A 16782-nucleotide genomic window follows, 5' to 3' on the forward strand; every position below is an offset into this window, starting at 1 on the left:
CCTGCCCTGCGTTTCCGCAGGTCAGGGGCTTTTCGCCGGAGCCGCCTGTCGGAATCGAACCGACGACCTAATCACGTCGGCTTTGCGTCTATCGCTCGATGCGCCCACTGGGCGAACGAGCCGCTGACCTGCGCAAACGCCGAGTGTGGGGGACGCCGCCATCCGGTGGTGACCGACGACGACCGACCAGTACCGATCGTTTCACCGGAGCTTGCGGCGGCGTCGAAGCCGAGCAAGCTCCATTCCTTTAGCTCACCGCGTCCTTCCTCCTCGCCGGTCCCGTCGTCGAAGACGTTTCAGGGGTCTTCTCAGATGACGGTGTAGGTCGGCCGGGCGCGTCGGTCCGCAGATAGACGTCGAGGTCTCCCGACGACGGAGGTTCCTACGCCATCCATCCGAAAGACCTCGACGTGTCCGACGCTACCCCGTCGGCCGGCTTCGGCCGCCTTGACCTGACCGCCTTCGTTCGACTCGACGGCCTCGGTCTGAGCGTGACCGGACAACGACTTGAACCGGATCGTGCGGTCCTCGCGTGCCGCGTGGTGGAACCAGATCAGTGGTGCCGGCGGTACGGCAGCGAAGGCGCTGCTCGTGACACCGTGATCCGGCGGTTGGCCCATGAGCCGCTGGTCTGGCGACCGACCGTGCTGGCAGTTGTAGTGCGCCGCTACCGCTGTGCCGACTGCGGACACGTGTGGCGCCAAGACACCATCGCCGCGGCGGAGCCACGCGCGAAGCTCTCGCGCACCGGGCTGCGGTGGGCGCTGGAAGGGATCGTGGTCGCACACCTCACCGTCGCCCGTGTCGCCGAGGGACTCGGGGTCGCGTGGGACACCGCCACCAACGCGGTCCTGGCTGAAGGCAAGCGGCTGCTGATCAACGACCCCACGCGGTTTGAGGGCGTGAAGGTCATTGGCGTCGATGAGCACGTCTGGCGCCACACCAGGCGTGGCGACAAGTACGTCACCGTGATCATCGACCTCACCCGGTCCGCGATGGCGCCGGCCCAGCAAGGCTGCTGGACATGGTCGAGGGCCGGTCGAAGGCGGCGTTCAAGATTTGGCTCGCCGACCGCGACGACGCCTTCCGTGACGCGGTCGAGGTGGTCGCGATGGACGGCTTCACCGGGTTCAAGACCGCCGCTGCAGAGGAGATCCCGGACGCGGTCACGGTGATGGATCCCTTCCACGTCGTGCGCCTGGCCGGTGACGCCCTCGACAGGTGCCGGCGCCGGGTCCAACTCGCGATCCACGGGCACCGTGGGTTCAGGGACGACCCGCTCTACAAGTCGCGGCGCACGCTGCACACCGGCGCGGACCTGCTCACCGACAAGCAGAGCGACAGGCTACGCGCGCTGTTCGTTGATGACGCTCACGTCGAGGTCGAGGCGGCCTGGGGCGTCTACCAGCTCGCCTACTTCGAACGACCCGGCACCAGCAACGGGCCGACCGAGGCGCTCAACGGACGGCTCGAACACCTGCGCGGCTCCGCACTCGGGTTCCGCAAGCTGACCAACTACATCGCCCGGAGCCTTCACATGCCCGGAGCGACCCTAATCGTTTCCAACCATTCACGCCAACGGCCGAGCCGGACCGCATCCGCATGGGGCCCGCCTCTATGCCCAGCCCAAATCTGATTCGGCTCATCGCCGCGCTGCACGCTGTCGTGAAGGTCACGCCCGTCAACGAGTTCGCTCACTCGCCGAATCCCGTGGAGCGCGTTGACGAGCCATGCTTCGTGCTCCATAAGCTCCTCGGGCCGCACTCGCCGCAACTCGATCGGAACCGACCGAGCGCGGGCCTCCTCGAGGATCACCGCCGAGGTGACTCCCGGCAGTGCGCCTAACTCCGGGTCCTGTGCACAGAGCGTCTCTTCATCCCACCACAGCAGGCTCGTCGTCGCTCCCTCGATGACGTACCCGTCCCCGTTGATGAGCAATACCTCGTCACAGCTGTACTGCTCACCGGCTTCCTCCCGCACACGCTCAAGCAAAGCGATGTCCGGGCCTTTCCGATTCGGAGTGATTCGCGGGTCGGAATATGGCGGGATGAGAACCTTCAACTCCTGCGTCCGAGTCGGTGCTGGTCGCAACCGGAATGCCAACTCACGTTCGGCGTCAGGAGAAACGTCGAGGACATCTACGCGCGGAAACCACTCCCCCTTCGCCGAGATCTTCTCGACCACTGCCGCCCAAAATTCGTCGGTGATCGCATCACCCATCCCCACCTGCGCAGCAGCATCACCGAACCGTGTCCGATGGAGGTCGAACGCTCGTACCCGCCCGTCTTCAACAAGCCACGAATCGGCGGCCATCAGCTTCGATGAGCTGATATCCGTCGTAGGCTCCTCGAAACGGTGATCCTGTTGATTCCACAGCCACACGTTCATCGCTCAGCTCCACCCGAGTATTCGGCCACAGCGGTATCGGTCGGTCCGGCCTCCTCGGCGGGGATCATGGTGTGGACGTCAGCATCGCCTATCTGCTCAGTCGAATGGATATGTGTCCTCAGTTCGGACGGGGCGTTCGCATGAACGACAACCTCGCCGGGGAACTCCACTCCACCGAGCAACCTCAGCACCGGAGCCGCCTTCACCACTGTCTCCTCGTACTCCTCCTCGGAATCCGAGAGTGCGACGATCGCTCCGCCGACCCCGTAACTCAGAGTCTCACCCTGAACGACGAGCGTGCGGATGACGACGCTGAGATCGACGGCACCGCCGAGATCGACGGCACCGCCGAGCGAGAAATACCCGACTGCTCCGCTGTACACCCCACGCGGGCCGGCCTCGAGCTCTTCGATGGTCGTCATCGTCCGCAGCTTCGGCGCCCCAGTCATCGACCCTGGTGGGAACGCCGCCCGCACACACGCCACCGGGCTAGCATCCTCGGCCAAGCGTGAACTCACCGTCGAGACCATCTGATGCACCGTCGCATACGACTCGATCCCGAACAACGTGTCCACCTGCACCGATCCCAGCTCGGCCGTGCGTCCGAGGTCGTGCCGCACGAGATCGACGATCATGAGATTTTCCGACCGATCCTTCACCGAAGCGGCCAGCTCAGCCTTGATCGCTTCATCCTCGGCCGGTGTCGCTCCCCTGGGACGAGTGCCCTTGATCGGCTTCGACTCCACCCGGCCGTCTGCGCCAATCCGCAGAAACCGCTCAGGTGAGGTGCTGAGAATCACCGCCTCTCGCGTGCGGATGAACGCCCCAAACGACGTCGGATTGTCCTCACGCAGCCGCAGATACATCTCCAGTGGTGACGCATGCGGATCGACGGTGCCCTCGAGCATGTTCGTCAGACAGACTTCGTAAGTCTCGCCATCGGTGATCTTCTCTTGCACTTGGTCGATGAGGTCGAGGTACTCGTGCCGACTGTTCCGTGCCACGAGGTTTGGATCGCGGCGTTTCGCCGGGTTTGTGATGTCCGCCTTCGCCGAGGCGGTGCTCGGCTGATGAGCGCCAGTGACCTCATCGGTGGGGATCGATGCGATCCGCGTGCGTGTGTAGTCGAGCCATTCCTGGTTTGTCGCGCGGCCTGCGGGGTCGTCGTCACGACGCAGCACTAAAAGGTGAATGCGCTCGGTCTCGTGGTCGATGATGAGGGCGCGGTCGAGGAACATCATGACGGCGTCAGGCAGGTCGGATTCGCGCTGGTTCGGCGAGCCGACCTCGGTCTTGAGCTCGTAGCCGAGATAGCCGACCCACCCAAGATGGAAATCGAACGGCAGATCGTGGTTGTCCGCACGTATGTCGGGGGTTTCGGATCCTGCGCTGGGCGGTTCATCCTCTGTGCCTGACACTGAGACGGTCGTGCTAGCGAGCTCGATATCGAGCCAGTCGAAGAATCCGGACGACTGAATGAAGCTCTTTGATTCGCCACTGGCCGATCGGACTTCGACAGTCCCTTCCGACACAGAGGCAGTCGCTACTTTGCTCAGCGGACCGGACGGCGCACCCATGATCGAGAACCGGGACGAGTCATTGCCAGGTAAATTTCCGTCGAGCCAAACTGCCTCAGGTTCGTCACCGAAGAGCTCGGCGAAGAGACGTTCGTCGGTGAATGTCTGAGGGAGAACATCGGTGTCGAGAATGTAGTGGTGCCGATCGTCAGCAGGGTGGGGAGTCGCTTCGGACCGATTGAGCGCTGCGCACGTCCCTGCAAGGAGGTCAGATTTCGAGACAATCTCCTCGCCATCCCACGCCTCATTGACCGAACCGTCATCCTGATGCTCAGTCCCCCGGTTCCATGCCGCAGTAAGCTCGGCGAATTTCCGCAGCAGGGTCCGAGCCTCATCGGAGGCGATCGATTCCGGATGGAACTGGACTCCCCATTGTGGCCTGGACCGATGCCGGAGCGCTTGGATGACTCCGTCTTCGGACCACGCTGTTGCCTCCAAACAATCGGGCAAGTCGGTCACTGCGAGGGAGTGGTACCGCACCGCCGAAAACGGCGAGGGGATCCCGGCGAACAACTCGGTCTCGGTATGCCGGATCGCCGAGACCCGACCGTGTCTAGGCTCCGGAGAGTGCACCACGGCTCCCCCGTGCACATGAGCGATGCCTTGATGGCCGAGGCATACGCCAAGTACCGGGATCGTGGAATGCTCGATCACCTCGGCGCAAATGCCGAAGTCTGCCGATCTTTCTGGTGTTCCTGGCCCAGGCGAGATGACAACATTGTCGAATTCGTCGAGGACGCTCAGTTCGAACTCGGTCCAATCATTGGGCACAAGCGTCGGCGCACATTCGTTCACCTCGGCGAGGAGGTGAAAAAGATTGAGCGTGAACGAATCGGCATTGTCGATGAGCAGAGTCCGGATCACGCCTGCCTCCTCATACGCAGCTCTGGCACCTCATCGAATCCAGACGTCCGTGCGTCGTGGATGTGAGGCAGGAATAATCGTATTCCACAGACAAGCGCAGCTGGTAGCGTCGCTCACGATCACACCCAATGAGACAGGAGGACGTCGGTGTTCACAGCTTTGAAATTGACTGGGTGGATTCTTCTCGGCATCGGGCTGATCGTGAACGTGGCTTTCCTGGCCGACCCGAACAGCGGCCGGTACCCGCTTTGGGCACTGCTGCCCATCATCGGCGCACTCGTTCTGATGATTCCGATTCTCCGCAACCGCCGACGGAAGCCACAATAGGTCACTTTGGCAAGAGCCACCATTGAAATAGTCGGTATTTAAGCCTTCACGACGAGGGCTCTACCCGCTTCACCGGCGAAGCCCGAGCCGACTATTTTGATTCGGCTGTCCAGAGGGCTACGTCCAATTGCCTCAGCGGTTGAACGTCAAACCTAACTACCCGCTCGTCCTTCAAAGCTTCTGCCTTTGACACTGTGGCAGTCAGAGCCGCACGTACTTCCTTATCCCGCATCAACTCACGGAATACAATCCAGTCCTTCGCACGATCACCAAGACGATCGATTCCCAGCAACTTGCACGCGACGTTATCTCGCACCGGAAACAAGCCTGGCCGTTTTCGTGCAGTGATCTTGCTAGCTGTCACCCATGCATTCGAACTTTTGGTATCCGCTCTTGCCAGCAGCGACTTGACCAAGTCGTAAAATACTTGCATTGCTGGAAAGTCGTGCTCAACTGTGTCCTCAAGCGAACAGGTGGGGAGAGACCCAAGTGCAACACGGAGTTCGTTCTGGGTGGCTTCGTCTTCAAGAATTCGCCGCACTGCTAGTACCGGAATGTCAACTGACAGCGTGGTTACCGCCAACAGATCGGTCGCAGTGATTGTGTCCGAGACATTTGGCTCAAGACCAGCAAAGGTGGAACCAGCGTAATTTGTATTAGCGTCGTAATACCGACGGACTCGTCCAGGGGTCAAATCGTCCCGGAGAACTAGTAGACACTTACTCTTAGCGAAATCTATCGTGTCGGAACTGACTTCGGGGAAGGCGCTGTCAATGTCGACCATGAGACACTCGCTTTCTTCAGAGACGCGGTCGAAGCCGTGGAGCCAAGTGTTCGAACAACAGGACTTCAGGAACACGGCTGGCGACTTGATACCATTCTTCGCCATCAGCAAACTTGGTCATCGCTTTGTTCGCCAGGGGTTGCATCGCCTGCTGTAGCAGTGCCTCCAGATCGCGAATCAAATCTTTGGTATCAAGATTCTCCACTCCGTTGTAGGTTTGAGTCACAGTTTCTACGCCGTCGTCACCGATAGCTCCTTCGCCATCAGGAGAATCAAAGGTAAACCAGGAGAACCGGTTCCACAATTGAGAATGCTCATCATCGAGATGGTCGCGGATTCGACTTCCAATACCGTTGGCTCCAACTGCGAGCCCCACATAGTAGACATTGACGTCGTTATAAAGAATGTAGACACCTCGCGCTCTCCTGAAATCAACAATCCGGAGACTTCCCGAGTTCAGACCTCGCCGTCCTAGAAGTCGCCAAGGTCGAGCGTCCCATTCAACTAACCCTTGTTCCCAGAACAGTCCGTACGCCCCAATAATCATAAACTCGACTCTCCTTTGAGTTGTCTTCAGTCCTGGCCTCACCTTGGCTCAAGACTAACCATATTTGAGCGCAGAATGTGTAGTTGTCTGAGGATTCCCGGTCCGTTCATTACCGGCAATCGACGACGTAGCTATGAGTGCCTCAGCCGAGCACAAGCCGTCGAGTCGTGTCCGACAGGCCATCGGCTGCCTCGACGAGGAGTGACTCCTCCGTATCCGCACCGGCACGGACGTATCGCCCAGTGAACGCGTCCAAGGTTCCCGATGCGAGAGCCAGCGCGAGTCCGGTGACCTGCTCGGTTGAGGTCCAGTCGTCACCCTGGCGGAAATCGTGGACGGGCATCGACTTCGTCATGGCTGTCTCGACGACGCCCGGCGCCATCTCGAAGATACGCAGTCCCTTGTCATGCCCGAAGTGAACGACCGAGTCGGCGATGCGGAACAGTGCTGCCTTCGACGCCGAGTACACTGCATACGCCGGCGTGCCCTTCGCCCCCGATCCCGAGTTGAGGTCGATGATGCGGCTGAGACGGCCGGTCGCCTGGGCGCCCGCCATCAATACGGGTGCAAAGACGTTGATCATGAGCGCGACGCCGAGCACGTTCGCGTCGACGACGTCCTTGAGGCTCTCCGGATCGGCGTCCCACAACGGCCCCTCGGTCGACTCGATGCGCCCGGCATTGTTGATGAGCACCTGCAGACGCTTCCCCGTCGATTTCTCGAGCTCGGCGACAGAGTCACGCAGCTGGTTCACCGCGGTGATGTCATCAGTGCGCAGACCGACACCGGTCACCGTTCCCCCGGTCGCCTCAGCGATCTCATCAGCAGCAGCTTCCGCCTTCTCCGCCGAGGTGGCCGTGACGATCACGTCATAGCCAGCCTTCGCAAACGCCTCGGACAGATGACGCCCGATTCCGCGGGCGCCGCCGGTGATGAGCGCGATCGTCTCGGACGGAACCGCGGTCGCTTCAGAGGTTCCGTCGGTGGTCGGCATGTTTGTTCCGTAAGGCAGCTTCTCGGACATGGTCGGGACTCCACTTTCTTGGTCGACTGCGGGTGGTCAGTTGTCGTGGCGCGCGATGCGGATTCACACCGCCGCGTGGTCGGTCGCTCTCGGGCTCGATGCCGCGGCGCGCGGCGCGGATACGACAGAACCCGGTCGAACCACTGTAACGGTCGACCGGGCTCTGTGACGCACTGTTCTCAGCTGCGGACTTCAGCGCCGTGACGCTCGGCGGCCAGCTTCGTCGCCGCTTCACGCATCGCCGAGGCCTCATCGGCCTTGAGCGTACGATCCGGGGCCCGGAAGGTCAGGCGGAACGCCAGCGACTTCTTGCCCTCGGGCAGCTGGTCACCGGTGTAGAGGTCGAAGGTCTCTAGCAGTTCGAGCTCCTCCCCGGCACCTTCACGCAGCGTCGCGGCCAGAGTCTGCGTCGGCAGCTCGGCATCGACGATGAGCGCGACGTCCTGGCGGGAGACTGGGTAGGTCGACAGAGCGCCGTCCCAGGCTCGCAGGTCGTCTTGGGCCAGCAGTGCGTCGAGGTCGATCTCGAAGGCGACGGTCCGCGCCGGCAGGCCGAGGTTTTCGCACACCTTCGGGTGCAGCTCACCTGCATGGCCAAGCACCTGACCGTCGGCAAGGACAAACTTCGCAGCCCGTCCCGGATGCCACGGAGCGATCTGGTCGGCCTCGACGGTGACCTCGAGGCCGTTTGTCTCAGCGATCCGACGGACGGTGTCGATGACGTCGGTGGCCTCGGCCTTACGGCCCTTGCCCCAGACGCCGGGCATCTCCGCATTGCCGGAGATGATGCCCGCGTAGTGGTAGGGCTGGTGCGGCACCGAAGCGTAGATTTCCGACAGCTCGTCATCGCTCGGGTGATATCCGGGCAGGTGACGCGGTCCGGGCCCCTCAGGCAGGCCCGCCGAGGTGGACACGAGTCCCGCCTCGAACAGTGCGACGTCTTTCGCCCCGCGGCCCTGGTTGCGAACCACGAGGTCGACGAGTGTCGAGAGCAGGTTGGTGCGCATGAGCGGCAGGTCTTCGGACATCGGGTTGGCCAGACGCACATGCTTGCGACGCACATCATCGGCCTCGAGCCGCAGCTGGTCATCGCGCTTGTCGTTCGTGAACGGGTACGACAGCACCTCGGTGAACCCGTCGGCAGCCAACAGGTTCGAGATACGGCGACGCGTCTTCTGCGCGACCGTCAGTCCGTTGCCGGCCCGAGCGGCGGGCTGAACGGACGGAATCCGGTCATAGCCTCCGGTGCGGGCGACTTCCTCGATGAGGTCGACGTCGTCGGTGATGTCCGTGCGCCAGCTGGGCACGGTCACCGACACCGTCTCCTCGTCTTTGGCGGTCACAATCGCGCCGATGCCCTCAAGAAGTGTGGTCACCTCGGCGACGGTGTAGTCGATGCCGACCAGCGACGCGACGCGGGCGACCTTGAGGTCGAGCACCATCGGCTCGGGAGCCTGACCGACCTGCGTGGTGGCGGGGCTGAGGGTACCGCCGCCGAGTTCGACGAGCAGGTCCGCGCAGCGACGGGCGGCTACTGGAGCGAGCTTCGGGTCGACTCCGCGCTCGAAGCGACGCGAGGCCTCCGAGGACAGCTTGTGGCGACGCGAGGTGCGGGCAATCGAGATCGGGTCGAAGTGTGCGGCCTCGATGACGACGTCGGTCGTCTGGTCGTTGACCTCGACGTCGGCTCCGCCCATGACACCGGCAAGGCCGATGATCTTCCCGCCCTTTCCGCTGGGGCCGTCCCCGCGGTCGGTGATGAGCAGGTCCTCGGGATCGAGTTTGCGCTCCACATCGTCGAGAGTCGTGAACTTCTCCCCCGCAGTCGCACGGCGGACGACGATCTCGTCGCCGAGCAGCGAAGTGTCGTAGGCGTGCAACGGCTGACCGAGTTCGAGCATGACGTAGTTCGTGACATCCACGGTCAGGCTGATCGGACGCATTCCCGCCTGCTGCAGGCGACGCTGCATCCAGAACGGAGTTTTCGCGGCCGGATCCAGCCCGGTGATCTGAAGAGCGGTGAACTGGTCACAGCCGGCCACCTCGTTGATGGGGTTCGCATCCTCAACCGACACAGGGAATCCATCGTCGGTGGCAGCGTTGGTGGGGGCCACCTCGGCGGATCCGATATCGGTGAAGGTCTGACCCTTCATCTGTGCGTATTCGCGTCCGATGCCGCGCATCGACAGCTGGTAGCCGCGATCGGGGGTGACGTTGACGTCGAGGGTGACCTGGTCGAGGCCGAGCAGCGCGATCGCGTCGTCACCGGGCTCACCGGACAATCCCAAATCCGACAGCACGATGATGCCGGAGTGATCCTCGCCGAGGCCGAGCTCCTTGGCCGAGCAGATCATGCCGTCGGACTTGTGACCGTAGGTCTTGCGAGCAGCGATGGCGAAGTCACCGGGCAGGACTGCTCCGGGCAGGCAGGCGACGATGAGGTCGCCGGGCACGAAGTTGTGGGCACCGCAGATGATGCCGCGGCTGGGCACCTCGGGGCCGGGCTGCGGGTCCTTCGGATCGTCGAGATCCTCGTTGTGGTCGGGGCCGACGTCGACGCGGCACCAGTTGACGGTCTTGCCGTTCGAGTGCTCTTCCTTGACCAGTTCGAGTACGCGACCGACGACGAGGGGCCCGGTGATCTCGGGGCCGAAGAAGTCCTCTTCCTCGAGTCCGATGGCCGCGAATTCGGCGGCGAGGGCATGGGGGTCGGTCTCGGCTGGGAGATCGACATAGTCGGCCAGCCAGTTCAGTGGGACGCGCATATCAAGCCTTCATTCCGAAACGGGCCGAGAAGCGCACATCGCCTTCGACCATGTCGTGCATATCGTTGATTCCCTCGCGCAGCATCAGGGTGCGTTCGATGCCCATGCCGAAGGCGAAGCCCTGGTAGACGTCGGGGTCGATGCCGGCGGCGCGCAGCACGTTGGGGTGGACCATTCCGCAGCCGCCCCATTCGATCCAGCCGGGTCCGCCGACCTTGTTGGGGAACCAGAAATCCATCTCCGCGCTCGGTTCGGTGAACGGGAAGAAGCTCGGGCGCAGTCGGGTCTTCGACTCCGGGCCGAACATCTCGCGGGCGAAGCCGTCGAGGGTGCCCTGCAGGTTAGCCATGGTCAGGCCCTTGTCGATGGCGATGCCTTCGATCTGGTGGAAGACCGGGGTGTGCGTGGCATCGAGCTCATCGGTGCGGAAGGTCTTGCCCGGGCACACGACGTAGAGCGGGACACCGCGTTCGAGCAGGGACCGCGACTGCACCGGTGAGGTGTGGGTGCGCAGGACGAGACCGGCCTCGGGTGGGTCGACGAAGAACGTGTCCTGCATCTGGCGGGCCGGATGGTCAGGTCCGAAGTTAAGCGCGTCGAAGTTCAGCCATTCGGATTCGATCTCCGGGCCTTCGGCGACCTCCCAGCCGAGGCCGACGAAGTAGTCCGCGGCCTGTTCCTGGATGAGGCTCAGCGGGTGGCGAGCGCCGAGGCGGCGACGATCGGTGGGCAGGGTGACGTCGATGGCCTCTTCGATGAGCACGGCCGCATCGCGTTCGGCTTCGAGTTCGGCCAGGCGTGCGTCATGGGCTTGCTTGACCTGTCCCCTGGACTTGCCGACGATCTTGCCGGCGGCGGCCTTATCGGCCTTCTCCAGCGAGCCGATGGCTCGGTTGGCGAGCGCCAGCGGGGCTTTGTCGCCGGTGTGGTCGATCTTCGCCTGCTTGAGCTCGTCGAGAGTCGTCGCATCCGCGAAAGCCCTAAGTGCCGCGTCGACGGCCTGCTTCACGGCCGACTCGTCCAAGGGGTCGAGTTGGTCTGTCATCAATGTCCTTTTGTCCGTACTTGCCCGCAGCTGTGGGGACGTCATTCTTCTTCGCGTGCCAGTCTATCGTCTCCCCCGGCAGGGCCCTGGTCTGGTCCGCTGGGTGGGTGGTCCACCTCGGTAGGTGATCCTTTCGCCGAGGCGGCCCCGCGGTTCTGTACGTCAGCTGGGTGGGTGGGCCGCCTCGGTGTCGGTGGTGTGGGGCTGGTCATAGGGTTCGCGCCGACACAAGCGTAAGGTCGGGCACATGACGACACAACGTGCATCAGATGTCATGGTCAGAGCCCTGGAGAACGAAGGCGTCGAGCGGATCTTCGGCATTCCCGGCGAGGAGAACCTCGACTTCGTCGACTCCCTGCGGAACTCATCGATCGAACTCATCCTCACCCGCCACGAACAGGCGGCCGCGTTCATGGCCGCCACCTACGGTCGGCTGACGGGCAAGCCCGGGGTCGTGCTCACGACCTTGGGCCCGGGGGCACTCAACCTGGCGACCGGGGCTGCGTACGCCCACCTCGGCGGAATGCCGGTCATCATGATCACCGGTCAGAAGGGCATCCGCACGGCCGAGCAGGCGGCGTTCCAGATGGTCAACACGGTGGCGACGATGGAACCGCTGACGAAGGTGAGCAAGCAGATCAGCTCGGCGGCGATGATTCCGACGATGGTCCGCGAAGCGTTCCGCGCCGCCCAGGCCGAGCGTCCCGGACCGGTGCACCTCGAACTGCCCGAGGACATCGCGGGGATGCCGGTCGACGGATTCGAGCTCATCGAACCGCATACGAACAGTCGGCCCGTCGCCGGAGACACGGCGATCGCGAACGCCGCGAACGTCATCAAGGAGGCGAAGCACCCGCTGCTCATGCTCGGTGCGGATGCCTCCCGGGCCTCGTGCAGCGAGGCTCTGTCGCGTTTCGTCGCTGAGATGCGCATCCCCTACGTGACCACGCAGATGGGCAAGGGGTCGGTGACGGGCGCGTCGGATCTGTACATGGGTACGGCGGCACTGACGTCCGGGGACTACGTCCACGACGCGATCGATGCCGCCGATGTCATCGTCACCATCGGTCACGACACGACGGAGAAGCCGCCGTTCACGATGGACGAGAACGGGCCGACGGTCGTGCACATCGGGTACCGTCCCGCCATCGTCGAGCAGGTGTATTTCCCGCAGTTCGAGGTCATCGGTGACCTGGGTCCGTCCTTGGACAAGCTCGCCGAGGTGCTCGGCGGCCCCGTGCCCACCGCAGAGGCGCTCCTGCCGATGCGTGATGAGATCCTCATCAAGATCCACGAGGGAGCCGATGAGGATCGGTTCATCCCCCAGCGGATCGTCCAGGAGGTCCGTGACGTGGTCCCGACCGATGGGATCGTGGCCCTCGACAACGGAATGTACAAGATCTGGTTCGCCCGCAACTACCGCACGACCCGGGCGAACACCCTGCTGCTCGACAATGCTCTCGCGACGATGGGCGCCGGGCTGCCCTCGGCGATCGGGGCGAAGCTGACCTACTCGGAGCGTCGTGTCATGGCCGTGGTCGGCGACGGCGGGTTCATGATGAACAGCCAGGAGCTGGAGACCGCCGTGCGTTTGGGTCTCGATCTTGTTGTCGTCATCCTCGAGGACAACGCCTACGGCATGATCCGCTGGAAGCAGGCTGCGGACGGATTCCCCGATTACGGTCTGACTTACGGCAACCCTGATTTCGTGAAGTACGCGGAGTCGTATGGGGCCACCGGCACCCGCGTCGAGGATGTCGACAGCATCAGCGACGCCCTGGAGAATGCGTTCGCGGCGGGTGGTGTGCACGTTGTCGTCGTGCCCATCGACTATTCGGAGAACAAACGCGTGCTCATCGACGAGTTGGGACAGCGGTGAGGCACTGTTTTTTGGTGCTTCCGACCCTGATCCGGCAACTGGCCAATTGATACGGTCACGTATCTTCACGATTCTGCTGGGGGTCTCCACGCTGTGCGCGTGGGGATCCCTCGGCGAGATCGTCAAGGCACTCCTGCGGGATCGGCCGATCGATTCACTGCTCTGGGTCATGTTCGGGGCGGCGACCGCCTCGGCGATCGTGGTCTGGTCTGTGTTTCGGGCAAGTGGTGTTGGCCTCGAGGTCAGGAGCTTCATCGGCAGCGTTCCGTTAGGAGTTGTGCTGCTGTGCTCGCTGGTGGGCGGGTTCGTTCTGCCGTCGCTGTTGGTCGGCGGAGCAGATGTCATCGAGGTGGCAGTCACCGCGGTCGTCATCACTTTGGTCTGCGGTGGTGCGATGCTCTACCTGCGTAAGGCCTACTTCACTCCCCCGGACAGCCTGGAGGGGTTAGACGACGAGTGACAGGGGTTGACCTTCAAGTCGGTTGAGACCGGACAATGTTCGGGTGACTGATTCTGACTTGATGCCGATCGGGACGTTCGCCCGAATAGTGGGGCTGACGGCGAGCGCGCTGCGCTTCTACGACGATGCCGGCGTCCTCCGCCCTGACCATGTCGACTCCCAGACCGGATATCGCTTCTACAGTGAGGAACAGATAGACACGGCGCAGCGACTGCGGGAGCTTCGTGAGCTCGGAATGCCGCTGTCCGATGTCTCTCGGTTCTTCGCGGCCGAAACTGCGTCCGATTCCGCGGAATCGCTGCGGCTCCTGAATGACCATATGCGCAGGGTGTCGGACGAGACTGCGCGGTTACAGCTTGTGGCTGCGCGCCTCTCCGAGTTTTTGCAGTCGGAGGCTTCGACATCACTGTGTACTCTTTCCGGGCCCGTCTTCGCCGCGGCTGTCGACCAACTTCTGGCGACGACTGCCGACGACCCCGACTTCCCCGTCCTCAACGGTGTTCGTCTCTGCGTCGAACCGGACGCGCTCATACTGGCGGCGACGGATCGCTACCGCTTCACCAGTCGCACCCTGGTGCCGAGCCGGTCGGCGGGCACGACATGGGCAGGCACCGTATCGGGCCATGCCCTGCGGAACACCGTTTCGGCGATCCGCAGAAGCCCGACAGTGACTCTCGAGGCAGGCGACGGCTTCCTGCGCATCGTGCACGAAGATGGCACCGTGTGCCAGTGCACGTTGATCGAAGAGCCGTTCCCCGATGCTCGCGACTTCTTTTCGTCCCTGCCGACAGCTGTCCACCACTACATGATCGACCGCCGGCAGCTGTTGCAAACAATGGAACAGCAGGCCCCGGATAAGGTCAGTCTGCGACTCTCTGCGAGCGGGGTGCAGGTTCTGCACCCCGCTGACTCCGTTGACATCGACGGCACCGGAGACAGCTCCGAACTCACTCTGTGGTTCGAACTCACGACATTGCATCCGGCGGTGACCAATGCGCTCGGAAACGATCTCATCCTCGACGTCACTGCGTCGGATCAACCCGTCATCCTGCGCTCAGCTGATGACGGAGACTTCACCACCGTCCTCATGCCGTGCCAGGCCCCCGCCCACTGACACAGACAGGAACAAATCACCATGAACTCCACACCAGCCGCACCCGATCCGACGATGGAGGCGATAGGACGAGCCGTCGAACTCGGGAGAGCAGGAGACGTCGACACCGCTCGGCATCAGCTGGTCGACCTCTGGACGGAGGTCGGGGCCTCCGGCGATCCGTTCCATCGCTGCACGCTTGCGCACTATCTCGCTGATCTCTTCGATCATCCTGCTGAGGCACTCATCTGGGACATTCGTGCTCTCGACGCCGCAGCTTCGCTCAGTGATGAACGTGCACAGGTCCACCACCAGTCGCTCCAGGTCGCCGGCTTCTACCCCAGCCTCCACCTCAATATCGCCGACAACCTCCGTCGCCTGAGTGCATTCGATGCCGCGGCGGAGCACATCTGCGCCGCCGAGCAACACAGCGAATCTTTGCCCGATGACGGCTACGGACGAATGATCCGCACTGCGATCGACGAGGTACGTGTCGCCATCGACCGGCGCGAGACCGCTCGCCGCGGCTCGGCGCCCGGCGGTTCGTAGTGCTCGCCGGCCTGTGGGCGCTCACTCCACGGTGATGCCGAGTTCAGAAGCGAAGAGTTCGGCGAAGAGCATGAGCTGGGTGTCGTCGATGGTCGCTCCGCGCAAGGAGTGGACTCCGGAGATCTTGTGCGGTTCCAGTCCCCGGATGTCGACGTTGCCGAGGGTGGCGCCTTCGCACTGGAAGACGCCGACGCTGCTTCCCGGGAATGCGACCCGGCTGACCTTCGCTCGGTCGAGGTCGATTTCGTCGATCTTGCAGTCCCGGAACTCGACGTCGGTGAGCTTCGATTCCCGCAGGTTGAGGTAGGAGATGCGGCAGTTCGTGAACCGCACCTTCTCCCACACGCTGTCATAGACAACGCCGGCACCGATCCGCGTACCGGAAACGTCAGTGTGCAGCAGGTTTCCACGGGGCATGGTCCAGGTGTCGGCGCGGCAGTCCGTGATCTCCGTTCCGGAGATCCTGACTCCGCTGAGGTCGATCGGAGCCTCGGCGTCGCCGAAGTTCACGTTCGTCATTCGACAGTCGAGGAACGTCGCTTGGGTGGCGTCCGCCTCGGCGAGGTTGAGGTCGCTGAACTCCATCCCTTCGAGGAATTCCTCGGGACCGATATCGCCGAAGAAGCCCTGAACCAGATCGTCGAGGCTGAGCTTCGGTGGGCGCGGAGATTCGGTGGCCATAGTGCCACCCTAACGGTTCCCTGTGAACGAGACAGTGCGTCGCATCATGGACGCAGACAAGACCCCACCGGTGCAGTTTCATTTCAACGAGCCAATTGTCTAGATCGCTCTAGACGGCCCCGTCTATCCTGCACTAGACTTGAGTAATGAAGCGGACGGCTGTTCTCAAGAAGCTCAAACAAGCAGCCAAAGCAGCCGGGAAAGATTTTTCGTTGACCGAACTCACCAACCACACAGGTGTCACGGTCGGACAGACCCGATCCACGCTCGGTCGGCACCGTGAAATCGACGATGTCACCGCACGAAAATTCTTTGATCAGTACGCGAAGGAACTCGGGAAAGGATGGTGGCGGAAGTGATCTACACAGTCGAAGCAACCCGCAACGGATCGTGGTGGTCATTGCAGTGCCGCGAAGTCCCCGGAGCACTGTCACAATCTAGATCACTCGCGGAAGCCAAGAAGATCATGCCGGAAGCTATCGCTTTCGTTGCCGATGTTCCCGAAACGGCAGTTGAAGTCACAGTTGTTCCAATCGTTCCCAGCGCCGCCCAAGAGCATCTGCAAGAGGCAGCCAGACTGAGGGAAATCGTTGCCACCGCGAATAGTCAGGCAGCGTCCGAGTCACGTCAGGCCGCCGAGGAGCTGCGCAAATTGGGAATGACTGTGCGGGACATCGGTGAGACTCTGGGTGTTTCCTACCAAAGAGCCAGCCAGCTCTTGGCCTCTGCTTCCTAACTCGCGAAGTCCGTCTGACAAGGCATCCGTTGGGCCACGAGTAATGATCGTGTACTGCAGTAA

General features: G+C 62.7%; 14 protein-coding genes and 1 pseudogene. 7 read left to right on the forward strand and 8 right to left on the reverse strand.

Annotation, left to right across the window (positions count from 1 at the left end; translation table 11 throughout):
• Positions 1-410 precede the first annotated feature (410 nt).
• Positions 411-1636: pseudogene (locus QYM46_RS11385) on the forward strand (ISL3 family transposase).
• Here the strand turns inward: QYM46_RS11385 and QYM46_RS11390 are convergent.
• From QYM46_RS11390 to pheS, 7 genes are all read right to left on the reverse strand, one after another.
• Positions 1534-2388 (reverse strand): aminotransferase class IV, encoded by an 855-nt coding sequence (locus QYM46_RS11390; RefSeq protein ID WP_169252588.1) that lies wholly within the window; start codon positions 2386-2388, stop codon positions 1534-1536. The pseudogene QYM46_RS11385 and the gene QYM46_RS11390 overlap by 103 nt on opposite strands.
• Positions 2385-4829 (reverse strand): aminodeoxychorismate synthase component I, encoded by a 2445-nt coding sequence (gene pabB / locus QYM46_RS11395; RefSeq protein WP_432789018.1) that lies wholly within the window; start codon positions 4827-4829, stop codon positions 2385-2387. Before pabB ends, QYM46_RS11390 begins: the two co-directional genes overlap by 4 nt.
• Before the next feature lie 418 nt (positions 4830-5247).
• Positions 5248-5940, reverse strand: a complete 693-nt coding sequence (locus QYM46_RS11400) for a DUF6308 family protein (protein WP_432789019.1) — start codon at positions 5938-5940, stop codon at positions 5248-5250.
• A gap of 16 nt (positions 5941-5956) precedes the next feature.
• Positions 5957-6487, reverse strand: coding sequence for a GIY-YIG nuclease family protein (locus tag QYM46_RS11405; RefSeq protein WP_169252590.1), 531 nt, complete (start codon positions 6485-6487; stop codon positions 5957-5959).
• Between the two features lie 142 nt (positions 6488-6629).
• Positions 6630-7481 (reverse strand): SDR family NAD(P)-dependent oxidoreductase, encoded by an 852-nt coding sequence (locus tag QYM46_RS11410; protein WP_432789020.1) that lies wholly within the window; start codon positions 7479-7481, stop codon positions 6630-6632.
• 209 nt (positions 7482-7690) lie between these two features.
• Positions 7691-10276 (reverse strand): phenylalanine--tRNA ligase subunit beta, encoded by a 2586-nt coding sequence (pheT, locus tag QYM46_RS11415; protein WP_432789021.1) that lies wholly within the window; start codon positions 10274-10276, stop codon positions 7691-7693.
• A gap of 1 nt (position 10277) precedes the next feature.
• Positions 10278-11321, reverse strand: coding sequence for a phenylalanine--tRNA ligase subunit alpha (gene pheS, locus QYM46_RS11420; protein ID WP_432789022.1), 1044 nt, complete (start codon positions 11319-11321; stop codon positions 10278-10280).
• A 247-nt stretch (positions 11322-11568) separates the two neighbouring features.
• On the opposite strand from pheS, the gene QYM46_RS11425 reads away from it, so the two are divergent.
• From QYM46_RS11425 to QYM46_RS11440, 4 genes are read left to right on the forward strand one after another with little or no spacing between them, the layout of a single operon-like run.
• Positions 11569-13200, forward strand: coding sequence for an acetolactate synthase large subunit (locus QYM46_RS11425; RefSeq protein WP_432789023.1), 1632 nt, complete (start codon positions 11569-11571; stop codon positions 13198-13200).
• A 46-nt stretch (positions 13201-13246) separates the two neighbouring features.
• The gene (locus QYM46_RS11430; protein WP_432789024.1) at positions 13247-13660 is read left to right on the forward strand and encodes a hypothetical protein; all 414 of its coding nucleotides are present in this window, start codon (positions 13247-13249) and stop codon (positions 13658-13660) included.
• Positions 13661-13703: 43 nt separating this feature from the next.
• Positions 13704-14774, forward strand: coding sequence for a MerR family transcriptional regulator (locus tag QYM46_RS11435; RefSeq protein ID WP_432789025.1), 1071 nt, complete (start codon positions 13704-13706; stop codon positions 14772-14774).
• 21 nt (positions 14775-14795) lie between these two features.
• Positions 14796-15302, forward strand: a complete 507-nt coding sequence (locus QYM46_RS11440; RefSeq protein ID WP_432789026.1) for a hypothetical protein — start codon at positions 14796-14798, stop codon at positions 15300-15302.
• Positions 15303-15323: 21 nt separating this feature from the next.
• Here the strand turns inward: QYM46_RS11440 and QYM46_RS11445 are convergent, their stop codons facing one another.
• Positions 15324-15983, reverse strand: a complete 660-nt coding sequence (locus QYM46_RS11445; protein ID WP_432789027.1) for a pentapeptide repeat-containing protein — start codon at positions 15981-15983, stop codon at positions 15324-15326.
• A 146-nt stretch (positions 15984-16129) separates the two neighbouring features.
• Here QYM46_RS11445 and QYM46_RS11450 point away from each other — a divergent pair, with 146 nt between their 5' ends.
• Entirely contained in the window at positions 16130-16342 is a 213-nt protein-coding gene (locus tag QYM46_RS11450; protein WP_432789028.1) for a ribonuclease PH, read from the forward strand.
• Positions 16339-16719 (forward strand): hypothetical protein, encoded by a 381-nt coding sequence (locus QYM46_RS11455; protein ID WP_432789029.1) that lies wholly within the window; start codon positions 16339-16341, stop codon positions 16717-16719. Before QYM46_RS11450 ends, QYM46_RS11455 begins: the two co-directional genes overlap by 4 nt.
• The last annotated feature ends 63 nt before the right edge of the window (positions 16720-16782 follow it).

This window comes from Brevibacterium sp. K11IcPPYGO002 (genome assembly GCF_050920635.1).
Taxonomy (GTDB): Bacteria; Actinomycetota; Actinomycetes; order Actinomycetales; family Brevibacteriaceae; genus Brevibacterium.

Excerpts from the sequence above, each read along its gene's own strand:
- QYM46_RS11390 (WP_169252588.1), bottom strand. The coding sequence starts at position 2,388 with ATGAACGTGTGGCTGTGGAATCAACAGGATCACCGTTTCGAGGAGCCT.
- QYM46_RS11400 (WP_432789019.1), bottom strand. The coding sequence starts at position 5,940 with ATGGTCGACATTGACAGCGCCTTCCCCGAAGTCAGTTCCGACACGATA.
- QYM46_RS11405 (WP_169252590.1), bottom strand. The coding sequence starts at position 6,487 with ATGATTATTGGGGCGTACGGACTGTTCTGGGAACAAGGGTTAGTTGAA.
- QYM46_RS11410 (WP_432789020.1), bottom strand. The coding sequence starts at position 7,481 with ATGCCGACCACCGACGGAACCTCTGAAGCGACCGCGGTTCCGTCCGAG.
- pheT (WP_432789021.1), bottom strand. The coding sequence starts at position 10,276 with ATGCGCGTCCCACTGAACTGGCTGGCCGACTATGTCGATCTCCCAGCC.
- pheS (WP_432789022.1), bottom strand. The coding sequence starts at position 11,321 with ATGACAGACCAACTCGACCCCTTGGACGAGTCGGCCGTGAAGCAGGCC.
- QYM46_RS11425 (WP_432789023.1), top strand. The coding sequence starts at position 11,569 with ATGACGACACAACGTGCATCAGATGTCATGGTCAGAGCCCTGGAGAAC.
- QYM46_RS11440 (WP_432789026.1), top strand. The coding sequence starts at position 14,796 with ATGAACTCCACACCAGCCGCACCCGATCCGACGATGGAGGCGATAGGA.
- QYM46_RS11445 (WP_432789027.1), bottom strand. The coding sequence starts at position 15,983 with ATGGCCACCGAATCTCCGCGCCCACCGAAGCTCAGCCTCGACGATCTG.
- QYM46_RS11450 (WP_432789028.1), top strand. The coding sequence starts at position 16,130 with ATGAAGCGGACGGCTGTTCTCAAGAAGCTCAAACAAGCAGCCAAAGCA.